Origin of the sequence: Citrobacter europaeus, from assembly GCF_037482245.1 — a bacterium.
GTDB lineage: Bacteria > Pseudomonadota > Gammaproteobacteria > Enterobacterales > Enterobacteriaceae > Citrobacter > Citrobacter europaeus.
On sequence record NZ_CP148084.1, the window covers coordinates 2,025,134 to 2,039,967 of the forward strand.

The window sequence follows — 14,834 nt, forward strand, 5'->3', positions numbered from 1 at the left end:
TAACATGCGTGATATGTATGAAGTAATGGATATGTGGGGCGCCTGGGCAGCGGCAGAATGTAGCGGGGTAGACTGGCAGCCAATTGCTGCAGGTTTTAAAGGATTAATACCACACGGAAAGAAATCACGCATTCAATGTGATGACGATGAAGGGATAATGATTGATGGATGCGTGGCCAGATTGAGAAAGCACAAACCTGAAGAGTATGAGTTAGTGATTGCACATTTTGTCGTTGGAATCTCATTGCGCACGATAGCGAAGAAGCAGAAATGCTCTGATGGGACTGTCAGAAAGGACTTGCAAATGGCGCTTGGTTTTATTGAAGGTATGTTAGCTATTCTTTCATAAACAGGTTTTTGCATAATATTATCACGATACCGACAAGTGTCGGTATCCAACATAACACATAAAATGATATTAGAATGTTTTTCGAAAATTTCTCATTTTTCTTAAGCTCATCAATCGCCTTAGTAATGTCATTTTGAAGTTCATTTGGATAGTTTTTTAGTTTTAAAATGAATGGGGAAAATACCATGTCCTTTGCATGTATTATTCTATTTAACTGCTTCTCTTGGCTGGAGATGATTAAATTGATAATGACTGAAGTGAAAATTACGCCAATGAGAATCACCAACTGCTCTGTGAGATCCTGCATTTTCCATGCGCCTAATGCAGCAAGTAATGAAACTGGAATTGCAAGTGTTTTTGTAGTCAAATCACTTATTGTTTTAGATGTTTTCTCTGCAAATTCTAATTCAGCTGCAGCAACATCTTTTCTTGCTTTATGAAAGTTAAAACCACTGAGATATACAGATAAGTTGTTGTCATATGCAAGACGAAATTCCGTCCAATACTCAATTAATTTCTGAAAATCAAAGTTATTCTCGTTAACGTATTCGACTAGAGTATTACGGAAAATACCTCTTTTTTCTACGTGATGATTAACATCATCAACTGAAATGTCATCCTTTAATTGTTCAACGACGGTGCAATCTATGTCGCTATAGTTTAGCATTTCTTTTGTTATTGTGGGTTGAAGAATGGCAGACTTTGAACGTCCTTCTGAGCCCTGAATAAAAACAAGGCGCGGCTCCCCATCGGTAGATTTTCTATCATGATAATGTGCCAGCTTAGATAATGCCTTTATCAACTTACAAATATTTTCTATTTTTTGAACTGACGGAGGGGTAATAGCATCTCCTGAATAATAATCTAAGTCAATAATATAAAAATCCGTGGGGAAATCCCCGTTTCGAATTGATGAGAAATTGATCAGTTCTTCAATAGAATTATGAAACCTATGAATGCTGTCTCTAGGGAGTTTCAATGTTAAATCAATGGTTTTCCAGTTAGGCGGTAGACAATTACCTTGCAATGGATCACCATCAACTGTGAATTCATCATCAATAATATATTTTAATAATTGAGGGGATGCTAATAATTTTTTTATTAATGTATCTAGGTCATTAGAAAATGAAAGTTGCAAGTGCAAATATACACCGGAAATAGCTGGTTTCCCAGCTACTCTATAAAGATCTACTAAGGTTTTTAATTGCGTGCTATTCATCATCTCCTTCACCTACTAGGCCTTTTTCTTTTAATGCTCGCTCAATATGTTGTATTGCATCTTTAGGAAGTTTTGTAAATGTTAAACTTTCACTTTTTGCATTGTAGCAGATATCTGCATCTCCTGTCGTGCCAAGAAGTGCTTTCTCAAAATTGAAGCTATAACCATCGCCTTTATATTTGATGTTTAGGATTTGATTCAGACCTGAGCGACTGACATTAAATTCTACAGGGATACGTATGTCTTCACTGTTAAGATAGTTGATTAACTCATTGGATAATCTTTCTCGTATGTTATCATCAACATAAGTCATATGTTTATAAGCCATTGCTGCAATGTCTGATAATTTAGCTGGCATATGCATTTGTGCTTGATGTTCAAGGTAGTTGATGACTTCATTTTTAAAGTCACGCGAGTGTGGCTTTAATTCATTCTGTTTTGAGAAAAACTTCCTTACTTCGTTAGGAAGGCTTTTAGTTGCATTATTTGAAGTGATCCCCTTATCGCACCCTAAAGCTAGAATAAAATAACCAGAAGCAGTTTGTTGTGAGGTCGTGCTGATAAAGCTTAAGTAACTTAAGTCTTGTTTATCAATGGCAGAAGAGTTCTGATATTTAAGAAGCTTATCGAAATTAATACGAGCGGCTTGATTAATTTTAGTCAAATCCAATTGCTCTAGAAGTTCTGGTTCGAGTTTCGAACTTAGCCTGATCCCTTCTTTTTGCTTGATCATCGTAACCAAAAAGAAATTGATACCATCCCGTATATAATCAGCAAATACAATGACACCTCCTGATGCCCATAGTTGCTTTTCAGCCTCACCAGCCAATTTATTCATTATTTTTACAGTTAGGTCTATAAAGTTCTGTTCAGTTGGTTTGACTTTGCTTATGTAGTTTTCAATGGCATCAGGAACAGGACCACGTTCAGTTAATTCTTCTTTGAATACGCCATAATAAGCAGAGTTTCCTTTCTTTCCATATAATTCATTTATCTCATTGATAAGTTTCATGACGATATTATTAGAAGCGTCAAGAGTCGTATCTCTAAACTTAACTTTTTTAGCTGGATTGATGGGTTTCTTAGCTTCTTTTAGAAGCTCATGTACTATGACATTGTTTAGTGTGATGTCCGTCACGTTATAAATCCTCGTTCATTTATTTTTGATATAGCTTACAAAAAGGTTAACGCGTACGCAAAAAATATCATAATCTGTTAAGAATGGTCGCTTTGGAACGAACTTAAGGTTTCTGTTTCCGTGACTCATCTCATAGATTGTCATTTACCTCCTTGCTAGTAATGGTATTCCACACTGGAAGGAGAAGATATGAGTAAATGTGGCAGTTGTGCTAAACCTTTGCGACGTTCTTTGAACGTGATGCTTGAGGGAGTCCCCCACAAGTCATGCCCTGAATGCTCAGGACGGAGTGGGTATCATGTGTTTTATCTGTTAGAAGACTTTGGTGACCGGGTAATGGAGGACGGAAGAATAATCCCTCAATCTTGGTGCCCTGCATGTAGAAGTGATGTTCCTTCATCTGTTTCGCCCTCTTTCGTCTGTAATTAAGACATCAAATTTATAAGGCTCGCTCAGGCGGGCCTTTTTTATTCCCCTCATTCCTGAGAGGACTCACAGCAATTAAGAGGGGGCTAAATGTCCGATCCGATTTCCGGTACTGGGCTGGCTGGTGGTGTCCTGACGGGAGCCAGTGTTTATGGATTTCTGTCCGGAACCGATTACGGCGTCGTGTTTGGCGCATTTGCCGGGGCTGTATTTTATATTGCAACGGCTGCGGACCTCAGCGCAGCCCGTCGGCTGGCGTATTTTGTCGTGTCCTATATCGCAGGGATCATCTGCTCAGGGCTGGTTGGTTCAAAGCTGGCTGACTGGACTGGTTACAGTGATAAGCCTCTGGACGCTATCGGAGCCGTAATCGTTTCTGCTTTAGCTGTCAAAATCCTGACGTTCCTGAATAACCAGGATGTCGGCTCGCTGGTGGCGCTGATAACGCGCCGGGGAGGTTCAGGTGGTACTAAATGACCCATCGGCAACAATCAACGCGCTGCTTTGCGCTGGGGTAGTGTTGACCCTGATGTTTTACCGTCGTGGTGATTCCCGACATCGACCATGGGTGTCTCGCTTAGCGTGGCTGCTTACGGTCATCTACAGCGCTGTACCACTGGCCTATCTGTGCGGTATCTACCCTTATTCATCGTGGGCCACTATCGGGGCCAACATTATTTTCCTGTCTGTGCTGGTCTCCGTCAGAGGCAATGTGGCGCGGCTTATTGATGCTGTTTACAAATAAAAAAGCGAGTCGCAACGACATCGCTACAACCCGCAAAGTAGATAGAACCATTAGGATTTATCTTAAGTCTCATTGTGACTTAAATTAAATTGAATTTCATCATCTTAGGTGAATTCTAATCCCTACCATTAATAGTGGTTTAATCCGGTACACATATGAACCAATCACAATTTCAGCAGGCGGCTGGTATCAGCGCCAGGCTTTCTGCACGCTGGTTTCCGCACATTGATGCGGCAATGAAAGAGTTTGGTATTACAGCAGTTAATGATCAGGCCATGTTCATTGCGCAAGTCGGGCATGAGTCTGCTGGCTTTACCTCGCTGGCAGAAAGTTTTAACTACTCGGTTGAAGGGCTGAAGAAAACCTTCGGTAAGCGCCTGACGCCGTATCAGTGTGAAATGCTGGGGCGTGTTGATGGTAAGCAGGTGGCCCACCAGCCGCAAATAGCCAATCTGGTTTACGGTGACCGCATGGGGAATAACAGCCAGGGGGACGGCTGGAAATATCGCGGTCGTGGCCTGCTTCAAATCACCGGCCGTGAGAACTACACCATATGCGGTGCGGCACTCAAACTTGACCTTGTCAGTACGCCAGAATTGCTAACGCAGGAACGACATGCGGCCCGTTCGGCGGCGTGGTACTTCACGTTACGCGGTTGCCTGATGTATTCGGGTGACGTGGAACGTGTAACGCAGATTATTAACGGCGGGCAGAACGGCATTAAAGACCGCCGTGAACGTTACGCCAAAGCAAAAGCCGCACTGGTATGAGGTCACTATGGGACTTGAAATGATTATCGGCCTGGTTGTTGCTGTGCTGGCTGCAATTGCAGGTGCTTTTGGTCTGGGTAAATCACGCGGTACTAACATCGCTGAGACAAAAGCGGACCAGCAACGCACTGAAGAACGAGCAGCAGCTACTGAAGCCGTTGCAGAACGCCGGGTGGAGACAACAAAAGGAGCCAGGGATGTACAGCAGACTGTTAATCATCTTCCTGATGACGATGTTGACCGCGAGTTGCGCGAAAAATTTACCCGCAAAACCTGAAGTAACGGATACCGCCTGTGACTGGGTGAACATTATCTACCTCACTGAGCACGATATTGCCGTGCTGGATAAGCAGACTAAGAAAGACATCCTAGCGCATAACAAATCATGGCAGTCAAATTGTGACAATGCGACTGTGAGCCTTAATCCTATAAAGACCACAAAATAGAAAATTGCTATGTTGTATCTTTCAAATGAGGGGAGCAGCATGAGCCAGTCTTGTTATGTTGGATAAAATTACAATTACTAAAGCTGAGTATCTTGATAAGTACAAAATTGGTTCCTTTACTGGGGTTAGAATGCAAAGTCCTCCAACCTTTGAAAGATATATTAAAGAATATCTTCAAGAGCATCGTAATCAGTTAGATTAAGTTCCGTATCAACATAAGCCACTGTTTTTCTGTAGTGGCTTATGTGTGTTTTTATTTAGCTGTGCATTCAAAGAAATATTTTATTGATTAATGCTTCTATAGATGGCCAGATGGATAAGGTATTTGCACCGATGCTAGTAAGTTTTTCAAGAAGGTCAACTTTTGACTCTTTCTTCGGATCGATTTCACTAATGGTAGCAAGTAACTGGTCATAATCTTTATGACCTAACTCTTTTTCGCATACACTTTTGTTGTTCTTGATTAAAAGTTGAGCTTGATAAATTAGCTTAAGCGTCTCCCTATTGCCGATCAGATTATCATTAACTTTTGTATTAGGAGAATTCATTACTTCAATTGCTGTACCTATAACATCAACAGTGTTGTTATTCACTTCGCAACCAATTGAGTCTTTAATAACAATACCTTTGAGAGCCATAGCATACCTCACTAAATATTTTATTTTCGACGATATAAACGTCCAAGAGCAGTGACCGCAGCGACTTGAACATCAGAATTTGAGTCCTTCGTCATAGTTAACAACCGCGAAACAATTTCACTAGTTGCTGTTGCACCCTCTCCGAGCGCTAAAGCAGCGGCGGTTTTAACTTTTACGTCACTATCTTTTGTCATGATTAACAAACGATTAGCAATTTCACTTAGCATGATTCCTCCTCATATAAATATTTCTACACCATATGGCAACATATTTGGGTTAGCAATACATTGTTTTCAAATCTGTTAAGAGTGGTTACTTAGGAACTACCAAATTTAGTGCGTACTCGAAGTTACTTTAACTAATGTTTACGCGCATTAGACAATGCGCCACCGTAAAAGTGAGAGGGCTTCAATGCCTGAAAGAACACCTAAAGCCTGCCGTGTTCGTGGCTGCCGAAGCACGACTAGCCTCGCAATGGCGGGGCTGTTTTATGATAACCGCTCACCATGAAAATGATAACTATTACCATTTGTCGGGTCCTCCTGGCGGGGCAGCCTGCCACGGGGCGGCGCGCTCGCGGAAAACGGCTAGTTTTTCGGATCTAAGGTCATCATCATCATTTGCGCAGGTTATTGATCTCATTGGAGGCGATTTCGTGCAGATGTCGAATCGTTTAAAAAGTGTTCACCATCATGGACCAGGAAATTGCCACTTTAAAACTGAATATCAACCAGCTGGCGGGGATCACTGGCGTACACCGTCAGACGGTCGCTGCCAGGCTGAAAAATATTGAACCGGCCCCAGGTAGCAACAGCAAATTAAAGCTTTACCTGATCACCGACATTCTGACCGAACTGATGATCCCCACAGTGTCAGCCAATATCGATGACATGCTGCCATCGGACAGGCTTTCCCACTGGAAAGCGGAGAATGAGCGACTCAAGTTTGAGCAGGATACGGGGCAGCTCATTCCCGCTGATGAAGTTGCGCGCGAATTCTCATTGATGGCGAAAGCCGTTGTCATGGTACTTGAAACCCTCCCTGATGTACTTGAGCGTGACTGTGCATTAACGCCTGTTGCGGTTTCTCGTGTGCAGAGCGTTATTGATGACCTGCGCGATCAGATGGCGGAGAGGGTGCAGGACGCTGAAGCAGAGGAGGAAGAGCCAGAGGAGGACTGATGGCAAAGCGGGCATCCGCCAGAGGCATCCGCCGCGATGTTTCCGGTATCTTACGTGCCCCGCGTCGAATGCAGGTGGCCGATGCGGTCAGTACTTATATGCGAGTGCCGATGGGGGCGGGTAACTCCGTTCCATGGGATCCGGATCTGGCACCTTACGTGATTGAACCGATGAACTGCCTGGCATCGCGTGAATATGACGCGGTAGTGTTTGTTGGTCCGGCGCGAACGGGTAAAACCATTGGTCTGATTGATGGCTGGATTGTTTACAACGTTGTCTGTGATCCGGCTGATATGCTCCTGATTCAGATGACTGAGGAAAAGGCGCGCGAGCACTCCAAAAAGCGTCTTGATCGTACATTCCGTTGCAGCCCTGAAGTGAAATCCCGACTGAGCCCGCGGCGTAATGATAACAACGTATATGACCGCACGTTTCGCGCCGGGAACTACCTGAAAATCGGCTGGCCATCGGTCAATATCATGTCCTCATCGGACTATAAATGTGTGGCACTGACCGACTATGACCGTTTCCCGGAAGACATTGACGGGGAAGGTGACGCCTTTTCACTGGCATCAAAGCGAACAACAACGTTCATGTCGTCAGGTATGACACTGGTTGAGAGTTCGCCGGGCCGCGACATACGTGACACAAAATGGCGCCGTAGCTCACCGCATGAAGCACCTCCTTCAACGGGGATTCTGGCGCTGTACAACCGTGGTGATCGCCGTCGCCTTTATCAGGATTGCTGGTATGAATGCGGTTTCCGTGAATTCGAGGGGCCACCGAAACCCGGCGATATGGTGATCATGCAGGTCCAGGCCAACAAGTGGAACCATGCAGGGATACTGCTGGAGGGTAACATGCTGCTCCACCATCTGTATGGGCATCTGAGCCAGCGAGTGCCGTATGGGGGATACTGGCAAGAACGGACAATGAAGGTACTACGCTATAAATCTCTGTGCTAACCTTTTGCAAAACCAAAGGGGATAGGGATATGAAAAAGTTATCGTTAGCGCTGGTTATTTTAGGCTTAATTGGGTGCGCAAGTATGGAAGATTTGCGATCGACTAAACCAATCATCGCCGCTTCAAGTGATAAGGCGTCTTCTGTATTAGCGCAGTGCATTTTACAAAAATGGCAGCAACAAACTGTCTTTAATGTTTATATGCAACCGCGAGGTACTGGCTTTACTGTTTATCTTGATGGTCAATGGGAGATTGCTGATATCGATGCTGTTGGTAGTGGGTCAAAAGTTTTATTGTATAAAAAAAGCTCAATGTTTGATGCTCCATACAAAAAGTATGTAGATTGGGTAAATGATTGCCTTTAAAGAATTGAATATGACCAAGCCGCTTCTTAGCGGCTTTTTTTATAGTCGGAGATAAAATGGCTGAGGTAATGACGCAAATTGAATTGGGTGGTGTATTAGGTAAGGTATTTGGGAAAACACATCAGCGTATAATTTCAACTCCTCAAGAAGCAGGCAAAGCTTTAGCTGCAACTATTCAAGGCTTTGAGCAATACATGATAAGCAGCAAAAGTCGCGGGTTAACGTATGCGATATTTAAAGGGAAAAAAAATTTAGGGGTGGATGACTTGGGTTATCCAGTCTCGGGGGAAATAATTAGAATTGTCCCCGTTATTATTGGTAGCAAAAAGGCTGGATTATTGCAAACCATTCTTGGTGTTGTGATTGTGACGGCTGCTGTTATTGCTGGGCCAGCAGGTATGGCTGCTTTATCAGGAGCTCAAGCATTTAGCGTGGGAGCTATTGGTGCTTCAATGGCCTTAGGTGGTGTTATACAGATGCTTTCGCCACAGCCAGCAGGACTTTCTAGCAAACAAAGCGCAGACAACCGGGCTTCGTATGCATTCGGTGGAGTAACTAACACTACTGCTCAGGGTAATCCAGTTCCGCTTCTATACGGACGCAGGCGTATTGGCGGTGCGATCATCTCTGCTGGTATATACGTCGAAGACCAGCAATAACCAAAGTAATCTTCCTTTCAGGCTACCATATGGTGGCTTTTTTTATGGGCGCAATATGGCTACAGCAACCCCGATTAAAGGCCGCAAGGGCGGCAGTTCCAGTTCCCGAACCCCTACCGAACAGCCTGATGATCTGCAATCTGTAGCGAAGGCAAAAATCCTCGTTGCGCTTGGTGAAGGGGAGTTTGCAGGGCAGCTAACCGGCAAAGATATCTACCTGGACGGAACGGCACTGGAGAATGCTGACGGCTCCCAAAACTTCAGCGGTGTGACGTGGGAGTTTCGCGCGGGAACTCAGGCACAAAATTACATTCAGGGCATTCCCGGTACCGAAAACGAAATCAACGTTGGAACTGAAGTATCAAGCGCAACAGCCTGGACGCGTACCTTCACCAACACCCAACTATCAGCCGTTCGCCTGCGACTGAAATGGCCTTCTCTGTTTAAGCAAGAGGACAACGGCGATCTGGTAGGGTATTCCATCAATTATGCAATAGACATGCAAACTGATGGTGGGACATGGCAAACCGTTCTTAATACCAGCGTAACCGGCAAAACGACGTCTGGTTATGAGCGCAGCCACCGTATTGATTTACCGCAGGCTGGAAGCACCTGGACAATCCGACTACGTAAGATTACCGCTGACACAAACAGCGCCAAGATCGGCGACACGATGACGCTGCAAAGCTTCACGGAAGTGATTGATGCCAAGCTGCGCTATCCGAACACCGCGCTGCTGTACATCGAATTCGACTCAAGTCAGTTCAATGGTTCGATTCCACAGATATCCTGTGAACCACGTGGCCGGGTGATCCGCGTGCCTGATAACTATGACCCCGATACACGGACTTATAGTGGTACATGGCAGGGCGCGTTTAAGTGGGCCTGGACCGATAACCCGGCGTGGATATTTTACGATCTGGTGATTACAGATCGCTTTGGTCTGGGTAATCGCCTGACTGCCGACAATATCGATAAGTGGACGTTGTACCAGGTATCGCAGTATTGCGATCAGCCGGTACCGGATGGAAAGGGTGGAAGCGGGACAGAGCCACGCTATACCTGTAACGTCTATGTTCAGGAGAGGAATGACGCTTACACCGTGCTGCGTGACTTTGCGGCTATATTCCGGGGTATGACGTACTGGGGCGGTGATCAGATTGTTGCGCTTGCCGATATGCCGAGAGATGTGGATTACGCTTACACCCGCGCTAACGTTATCGGCGGACGTTTTACCTATTCCAGCAGTACAACAAAAACGCGGTATACCACGGCGCTGGTTTCCTGGTCTGATCCGGGTAACGCCTATGCGGATGCGATGGAGCCGGTGTTTGAGCAGCCTCTGGTGGCCCGGTACGGATTTAATCAGTTGGAAATGACAGCCATCGGTTGTACCCGTCAATCAGAAGCGAACCGAAAGGGGCGCTGGGGTATTCTCACCAACAATAAGGATCGCGTTGTTTCGTTTGATGTTGGCCTGGACGGAAACATTCCGCAGCCGGGATACATCATCGCCGTGTCAGACGAGCTTCTGTCCGGCAAAGTTATGGGCGGCCGCATCAGTGCTGTTAACGGTCGCGTGATTAAACTTGACCGCGTAGCTGATGCATCAGCAGGCGATCGCCTTATTCTCAATCTTCCCTCCGGCGCGTCACAGAGCAGAACTATTCAGGCGATTAACGGGGAATCAGTCACAGTCACCACGGCATACAGTGAGACACCACAGGCCGAAGCTGTATGGGTGGTTGAGTCAGATGAACTCTACGCCCAGCAGTATCGAGTTGTCAGCGTCTCCGATAATGATGATGGCACTTTCTCTATTACCGGCGCATGGCATGACCCGGATAAATATGCCCGTATCGATACCGGAGCCATCATTGACCAGCGGCCCGTGAGTGTAATCCCGCCTGGTAACCAGTCGCCGCCGGCTAACATTGTGATCAGCTCGTTTTCAGTGGTGCAGCAGAATATCAGTGTCGAAACCATGCGTGTGAGCTGGGACCAGGCGCAGAATGCTATCGCCTACGAGGCACAGTGGCGCCGCAATGATGGTAACTGGGTAAACGTGCCGCGCAGCTCCACCACCTCATTTGATGTATCGGGTATTTATGCAGGGCGCTACCTCGTGCGTGTGCGCGCCATTAATGCCTCTGAAATATCCTCTGGCTGGGGCTACTCCGAAGAGAAAACGCTGACGGGCAAAGTGGGAAATCCACCGAAACCTGTCGGCTTTGCGACAACGCCGATCAACTGGGGGATTCGCCTGAATTGGGGATTCCCGGCTAATACCGGGGATACGCTGAAAACGGAAATTCAGTACACCGCGAACAGTGATTTCTCCAATCCTCTTTTACTGTCGGATGTGCCTTATCCGTCTGCCGAATACACCCAACTGGGACTGAAGGCGGGACAGGCGTTCTGGTACCGCGCGCAGCTGGTTGACCGAACGGGTAATGAATCAGGCTGGACCGACTGGGTTCGTGGTGTATCCAACGCGAATGCTGACGACTACCTGGGCGATATTGCTGATGACTTCCTGACGTCTGCCGACGGTGACCGCCTGACAGGCGATATTGATACCAACCTCGAAGCCGCATTGCAGAATGCGCTGGCCAACCATGCAACCGCGGAACACCAGTGGGCGCAGTACGGCGAGGTGCGCGCGGATATTCTGGTAATTAAAACGACGGTCGCCAGTGTGGATAAGGCGATGGCGGAAATGTCCACTCAGGTACAGGCGCAGATTAAAGATGTAACCGCCTCGCTTGAGGATAAGCTCACCGCCACCGTTGATGCTACAAGTGCTACGGCCATTCATACCCTGAAAGCCGGAGTGCGCATCAACGATATTTTTTACAGTGCCGGGATATCAATTGCGGTACTGGCCGAAGCGGGTAAGCCGGTGGTCACTCGCGTCGGATTTAACGCCAACCAGTTCGTCCTGATGAGTGGCAGTGGTGATACGCAATATTCACCCTTTGCTGTTGTTAATGGTCAGGTGTTTATCAGCGATGCGTTTATTCAGTATGGTCAAATCACGCTGGCAAAAATTGGTGAGCTGCACTCCGCTAATTATGTCCAGGGACAAACCGGCACAATCATGAAATCAGACGGTACGTTTGAAATGAATGGAGCAGTTGCCGGCGAGGGCGCAACGAAAATGACCAACCTGAATTACAGCGTTAAAGATGGCAATGGCGTTCTTCGTGTGCAGATTGGCAAATTAACAGGGGTATTCTGATGACATGGGGAATTCAGACATGGGACGCTAACGGCGTCCCGAATAACTATGGCATTAAACCTGTAACCGTGGTGGGCATCATCGATCTTGCCCTGGGGCAAAAAACGGGAAGCTACCAGTTCAACCTTGATCCCGGTTTAAAGGTCGGTTTTGCGGTTGGTACTCTGGAGGATAAAGGGACAATAAGTTACACAGACAAAAGAAACATTATTGCTTCAGGAAACACCATAACAATACAGCCTTCAGGTGGTGATGGTATTAACGATTATCCTGCCATGAAAGTGCAGTTAATCGTGTTCGTGGAGGCTGTATGAATGGCTAAATACGGCGCATTGATTTCACTCCCTAACGGGAACCCTTTTATCACACCAGATTCCACACCAATGACGCTTTGCCGAAAAGTAACTGTAAACTCAGCTTTGGGCGGGGACTTTAACAGCGCTACGGCATCAGTAGCCATCAACGGTCAAAAAGGGGGGATTGTATTTGCCAGAACCAGTGCAGCGGCAAAGATAGCAGCTTCAAAAAATGGCGATACATTCAGTGTTGATGCGTCTAATTACAGAGGTTCGTCTTTTGTTCTTGAGGCATATTTTTTTGCCATATATCCGCTTACCCTTCCCGCCTGGGGTGTGGCTATATGGGATGCCGAAGGAACACTGGTACTTACGAATGAGTCCCGGGTATTAAGCGACCTAACAACTATAGGCTCGCCTGGGGCTGTGACTGGGGGACTTAACATTGATTCATACATGCCAGGCAAATGGGCTGTAAATCCGATGGGGCTGGGTGCTGTTCTCCTGCATGCTGGTTCAGCACCCGGTGGACAGCCAATAATTCAGCCTGTGGATGTGGGAACGGGTTGCTTCAATGAAGGCGCTGGAACAAGAATCAAAGGGCTTTCATCAACAACAGCAAGCGGTTCTTCAGTCGGTACGACTAATAGCGGTATTGTGATAACGGCGATAAATACAGCGGCATATGATTAAAATGATCGTTTAAAACGATCAATTTATAAGTATCGATCTGTTTAATCTATTTATAATATTTATCCACCTCGGTTATTTTAATGCAAATAACTTACACTGGTGGCGTAAATGAGAAATATAATTATTATGTTTATTATCAGTTTTGTGCTTTCAGCATGTTCCGGACCATTGCTGGAAAAGCAGATTCCTGTTTGTCAGGCTCAGGCCTTGCTGGGTGGACAGTCACAAACGGTGGATATTTATGGTGTACGTAAAGTCTCAAATCAGACTGAATACAGAGCCGGTTATCCCTTTAACTGGCGATGGGTGAATAAGAATAATTTCACCAGTTCGAACTGTTCGAATTAAATCTACAAAAAATAACCCGCTCCGGCGGGTTTTTTATTTTCTGAATTCAGGAGGCCCCATGTCAGCAGGAACGTTAATCCTTAACAATAACTCAGCCTCGGTTGCCGGAACTGACACTACTTTCACCACTGAGTTAGCTGCAGGTGATTTTATTGTGGTGGTCGTGGGTGGTGTGCCTTTCACTCTTCCCGTACTGGAAGTTAACAGCAATACACGCCTGACGCTGGTCAGTAATTACACCGGGCCACGGGCGACAGGAGCCGCATGGTCTGCCGTTCCCCGCGTGGCATTAAATATGGTCACTGCGGCGCTGGTGGCTCAGAGTGCTGAGGCACTCCGGGGCCTGAATTATGACAAACAGAACTGGCAGCAGGTATTCAGCGGCACCGGAACAATCACTGTCAGATTGCCTGATGGGACAACATTCAGCGGCCCTGCGTGGAACAGCATTATTCAGGCCCTTGCTGTAAAGGCTGATTTGGTCAGCGGCGTGGTGTCAAAAATGCAGGGCGGGACGGGGTTATCCAGTCCCTTTGGCGCAGGGGCAGGTTCATTCTGTGAGGGGAATGATAACCGCCTTAACACCATCGGCGGCAAATCCGGAGGCCAGATAACCAGCCCGTTTGGCAAGGTAAATTCATTGCCGGGGAGTTTTGACTCCCTCTATGCCGGAAACCGCAACTACGGTCTCTACCAGGAACAGATGAATGTACTCGGTGCAGGTTATCTGTATCCGCACATGAGTTTCAAGATGTACTGGCCAGGTCATTACGGCGGGGTGTTTACATGGTCTGCATGGGCAAATGACATGAATCCGGAGTATGTCCTCTCATGGACAACTGAGGTGGGAAACACGCCGTACATGTGGCGATTTAATGGCAGCAACGGCAATGCCACTACTTCTGGAAACTGGATTAACGGTGGATCGACTGCCGAAATTAAGGAGAAAGTCGAAGACATACAGAATCCGCGCGAAACGATGCGGATAATCCGCGCATGTACCTGGCGACTGAAAACTAAAAATGCTGACGGACGGTTTGGCATCGGTGTTATGGCAGAAGGGCTGTATGAGGCATACCCTGAGGCGAAAGTCACCGTTGGTGATATCGAACTGCGGGACGGGACTGTTATTAAGGATGCCTTATCTGTGCAGGCTGGAGATTCCGGCGTTCTGGCCGCTGTTCACCACGCAACCCTTATTTCTCTGATGGATGAAAACGAAGCTCAGCATAAAGAAATCAATCAGTTGAAAGAAGACATGGCGGTGTTTAAGAAAATTGTAGAACAGCTCACTGCCAGATAATTCTGCTCTGGACAATCAACGTGCAATGTCATAAAGCGAAATAACAGTGCCG

19 protein-coding genes are annotated in these 14,834 nt (G+C 46.4%); 15 read left to right on the top strand and 4 right to left on the bottom strand.

Translation table 11 applies throughout. From position 1 onward, the window contains the following. The first annotated feature begins 4 nt into the window (after window positions 1–4). Window positions 5–349 carry an antiterminator Q family protein gene (locus WHR59_RS09365; protein WP_088583023.1) on the top strand — a complete coding sequence of 115 codons (345 nt, stop codon included), beginning with the start codon at window positions 5–7 and terminating at the stop codon, window positions 347–349. On the opposite strand, the gene WHR59_RS09370 is transcribed toward WHR59_RS09365, so the two are convergent. Together WHR59_RS09370 and WHR59_RS09375 are read right to left on the bottom strand one after the other, a co-directional pair. Continuing rightward, window positions 336–1,571 (bottom strand): hypothetical protein, encoded by a 1,236-nt coding sequence (locus tag WHR59_RS09370; RefSeq protein WP_146111731.1) that lies wholly within the window; start codon window positions 1,569–1,571, stop codon window positions 336–338. The two genes, WHR59_RS09365 and WHR59_RS09370, sit on opposite strands and share 14 nt — an antisense overlap. Next, window positions 1,561–2,706, bottom strand: coding sequence for a nucleoid-associated protein (locus WHR59_RS09375; RefSeq protein WP_225836868.1), 1,146 nt, complete (start codon window positions 2,704–2,706; stop codon window positions 1,561–1,563). Before WHR59_RS09375 ends, WHR59_RS09370 begins: the two co-directional genes overlap by 11 nt. A 516-nt stretch (window positions 2,707–3,222) precedes the next feature. Between WHR59_RS09375 and WHR59_RS09380 the strand changes: the two genes are divergently transcribed. The 5 genes from WHR59_RS09380 to WHR59_RS09400 all read left to right on the top strand — a co-directional run bounded on the left by WHR59_RS09380 (window position 3,223) and on the right by WHR59_RS09400 (window position 5,093). After that, window positions 3,223–3,609, top strand: a complete 387-nt coding sequence (locus WHR59_RS09380; RefSeq protein WP_003833974.1) for a phage holin family protein — start codon at window positions 3,223–3,225, stop codon at window positions 3,607–3,609. Then, complete coding sequence (locus WHR59_RS09385; RefSeq protein ID WP_003833972.1) at window positions 3,596–3,877, top strand: phage holin family protein; 282 nt, start codon at window positions 3,596–3,598, stop codon at window positions 3,875–3,877. The genes WHR59_RS09380 and WHR59_RS09385 overlap by 14 nt, the downstream gene beginning before the upstream one ends. Window positions 3,878–4,032: 155 nt before the next feature. Continuing rightward, a complete protein-coding gene (locus tag WHR59_RS09390; RefSeq protein WP_338843874.1) occupies window positions 4,033–4,647 on the top strand; it encodes a glycoside hydrolase family 19 protein in 615 nt (204 codons plus the stop codon). A 7-nt stretch (window positions 4,648–4,654) separates the two neighbouring features. After that, on the top strand, window positions 4,655–4,924 hold the full coding sequence (locus WHR59_RS09395) for a hypothetical protein (protein ID WP_338843875.1): 270 nt from the start codon (window positions 4,655–4,657) through the stop codon (window positions 4,922–4,924). Further along, complete coding sequence (locus tag WHR59_RS09400; RefSeq protein ID WP_338843876.1) at window positions 4,881–5,093, top strand: hypothetical protein; 213 nt, start codon at window positions 4,881–4,883, stop codon at window positions 5,091–5,093. The genes WHR59_RS09395 and WHR59_RS09400 overlap by 44 nt, the downstream gene beginning before the upstream one ends. A 269-nt stretch (window positions 5,094–5,362) precedes the next feature. Here WHR59_RS09400 and WHR59_RS09405 read toward each other — a convergent pair whose 3' ends face one another. Continuing rightward, a complete protein-coding gene (locus WHR59_RS09405) occupies window positions 5,363–5,731 on the bottom strand; it encodes a hypothetical protein (RefSeq protein WP_338843877.1) in 369 nt (122 codons plus the stop codon). A gap of 20 nt (window positions 5,732–5,751) precedes the next feature. Then, window positions 5,752–5,958: a HEAT repeat domain-containing protein gene (locus WHR59_RS09410; RefSeq protein ID WP_338843878.1), complete on the bottom strand. Its 207-nt coding sequence runs from the start codon at window positions 5,956–5,958 to the stop codon at window positions 5,752–5,754. A 465-nt stretch (window positions 5,959–6,423) separates the two neighbouring features. On the opposite strand from WHR59_RS09410, the gene WHR59_RS09415 reads away from it, so the two are divergent. The 9 genes from WHR59_RS09415 to WHR59_RS09460 all read left to right on the top strand — a co-directional run bounded on the left by WHR59_RS09415 (window position 6,424) and on the right by WHR59_RS09460 (window position 14,782). Continuing rightward, entirely contained in the window at window positions 6,424–6,912 is a 489-nt protein-coding gene (locus WHR59_RS09415; RefSeq protein WP_044700360.1) for a DUF1441 family protein, read from the top strand. Next, entirely contained in the window at window positions 6,912–7,877 is a 966-nt protein-coding gene (locus WHR59_RS09420) for a phage terminase large subunit family protein (protein WP_422388588.1), read from the top strand. Before WHR59_RS09415 ends, WHR59_RS09420 begins: the two co-directional genes overlap by 1 nt. Before the next feature lie 29 nt (window positions 7,878–7,906). After that, window positions 7,907–8,242 (top strand): hypothetical protein, encoded by a 336-nt coding sequence (locus WHR59_RS09430; RefSeq protein ID WP_338843879.1) that lies wholly within the window; start codon window positions 7,907–7,909, stop codon window positions 8,240–8,242. 56 nt (window positions 8,243–8,298) lie between these two features. Continuing rightward, the gene (locus WHR59_RS09435; RefSeq protein WP_044700334.1) at window positions 8,299–8,901 is read left to right on the top strand and encodes a tail assembly protein; all 603 of its coding nucleotides are present in this window, start codon (window positions 8,299–8,301) and stop codon (window positions 8,899–8,901) included. A 55-nt stretch (window positions 8,902–8,956) separates the two neighbouring features. Next, window positions 8,957–12,142: a host specificity protein J gene (locus WHR59_RS09440; RefSeq protein WP_338843880.1), complete on the top strand. Its 3,186-nt coding sequence runs from the start codon at window positions 8,957–8,959 to the stop codon at window positions 12,140–12,142. Beyond that, on the top strand, window positions 12,142–12,456 hold the full coding sequence (locus WHR59_RS09445; protein ID WP_338843881.1) for a hypothetical protein: 315 nt from the start codon (window positions 12,142–12,144) through the stop codon (window positions 12,454–12,456). Before WHR59_RS09440 ends, WHR59_RS09445 begins: the two co-directional genes overlap by 1 nt. Next, window positions 12,457–13,131 carry a hypothetical protein gene (locus tag WHR59_RS09450; protein ID WP_338843883.1) on the top strand — a complete coding sequence of 225 codons (675 nt, stop codon included), beginning with the start codon at window positions 12,457–12,459 and terminating at the stop codon, window positions 13,129–13,131. A 108-nt stretch (window positions 13,132–13,239) separates the two neighbouring features. Beyond that, a complete protein-coding gene (cor, locus tag WHR59_RS09455) occupies window positions 13,240–13,479 on the top strand; it encodes a phage exclusion lipoprotein Cor (protein ID WP_101700817.1) in 240 nt (79 codons plus the stop codon). 58 nt (window positions 13,480–13,537) lie between these two features. Next, window positions 13,538–14,782, top strand: coding sequence for a tail fiber domain-containing protein (locus WHR59_RS09460; protein WP_338843884.1), 1,245 nt, complete (start codon window positions 13,538–13,540; stop codon window positions 14,780–14,782). The last annotated feature ends 52 nt before the right edge of the window (window positions 14,783–14,834 follow it).

What these genes read in the sequence shown, in the direction of transcription:
- WHR59_RS09365 (WP_088583023.1), top strand. Translation starts at nt 5, where the DNA reads ATGCGTGATATGTATGAAGTAATGGATATGTGGGGCGCCTGGGCAGCG.
- WHR59_RS09370 (WP_146111731.1), bottom strand. Translation starts at nt 1,571, where the DNA reads ATGATGAATAGCACGCAATTAAAAACCTTAGTAGATCTTTATAGAGTA.
- WHR59_RS09380 (WP_003833974.1), top strand. Translation starts at nt 3,223, where the DNA reads ATGTCCGATCCGATTTCCGGTACTGGGCTGGCTGGTGGTGTCCTGACG.
- WHR59_RS09390 (WP_338843874.1), top strand. Translation starts at nt 4,033, where the DNA reads ATGAACCAATCACAATTTCAGCAGGCGGCTGGTATCAGCGCCAGGCTT.
- WHR59_RS09395 (WP_338843875.1), top strand. Translation starts at nt 4,655, where the DNA reads ATGGGACTTGAAATGATTATCGGCCTGGTTGTTGCTGTGCTGGCTGCA.
- WHR59_RS09400 (WP_338843876.1), top strand. Translation starts at nt 4,881, where the DNA reads ATGTTGACCGCGAGTTGCGCGAAAAATTTACCCGCAAAACCTGAAGTA.
- WHR59_RS09405 (WP_338843877.1), bottom strand. Translation starts at nt 5,731, where the DNA reads ATGGCTCTCAAAGGTATTGTTATTAAAGACTCAATTGGTTGCGAAGTG.
- WHR59_RS09410 (WP_338843878.1), bottom strand. Translation starts at nt 5,958, where the DNA reads ATGCTAAGTGAAATTGCTAATCGTTTGTTAATCATGACAAAAGATAGT.
- WHR59_RS09415 (WP_044700360.1), top strand. Translation starts at nt 6,424, where the DNA reads ATGGACCAGGAAATTGCCACTTTAAAACTGAATATCAACCAGCTGGCG.
- WHR59_RS09420 (WP_422388588.1), top strand. Translation starts at nt 6,912, where the DNA reads ATGGCAAAGCGGGCATCCGCCAGAGGCATCCGCCGCGATGTTTCCGGT.
- WHR59_RS09430 (WP_338843879.1), top strand. Translation starts at nt 7,907, where the DNA reads ATGAAAAAGTTATCGTTAGCGCTGGTTATTTTAGGCTTAATTGGGTGC.
- WHR59_RS09435 (WP_044700334.1), top strand. Translation starts at nt 8,299, where the DNA reads ATGGCTGAGGTAATGACGCAAATTGAATTGGGTGGTGTATTAGGTAAG.
- WHR59_RS09440 (WP_338843880.1), top strand. Translation starts at nt 8,957, where the DNA reads ATGGCTACAGCAACCCCGATTAAAGGCCGCAAGGGCGGCAGTTCCAGT.
- WHR59_RS09445 (WP_338843881.1), top strand. Translation starts at nt 12,142, where the DNA reads ATGACATGGGGAATTCAGACATGGGACGCTAACGGCGTCCCGAATAAC.
- WHR59_RS09450 (WP_338843883.1), top strand. Translation starts at nt 12,457, where the DNA reads ATGGCTAAATACGGCGCATTGATTTCACTCCCTAACGGGAACCCTTTT.
- cor (WP_101700817.1), top strand. Translation starts at nt 13,240, where the DNA reads ATGAGAAATATAATTATTATGTTTATTATCAGTTTTGTGCTTTCAGCA.
- WHR59_RS09460 (WP_338843884.1), top strand. Translation starts at nt 13,538, where the DNA reads ATGTCAGCAGGAACGTTAATCCTTAACAATAACTCAGCCTCGGTTGCC.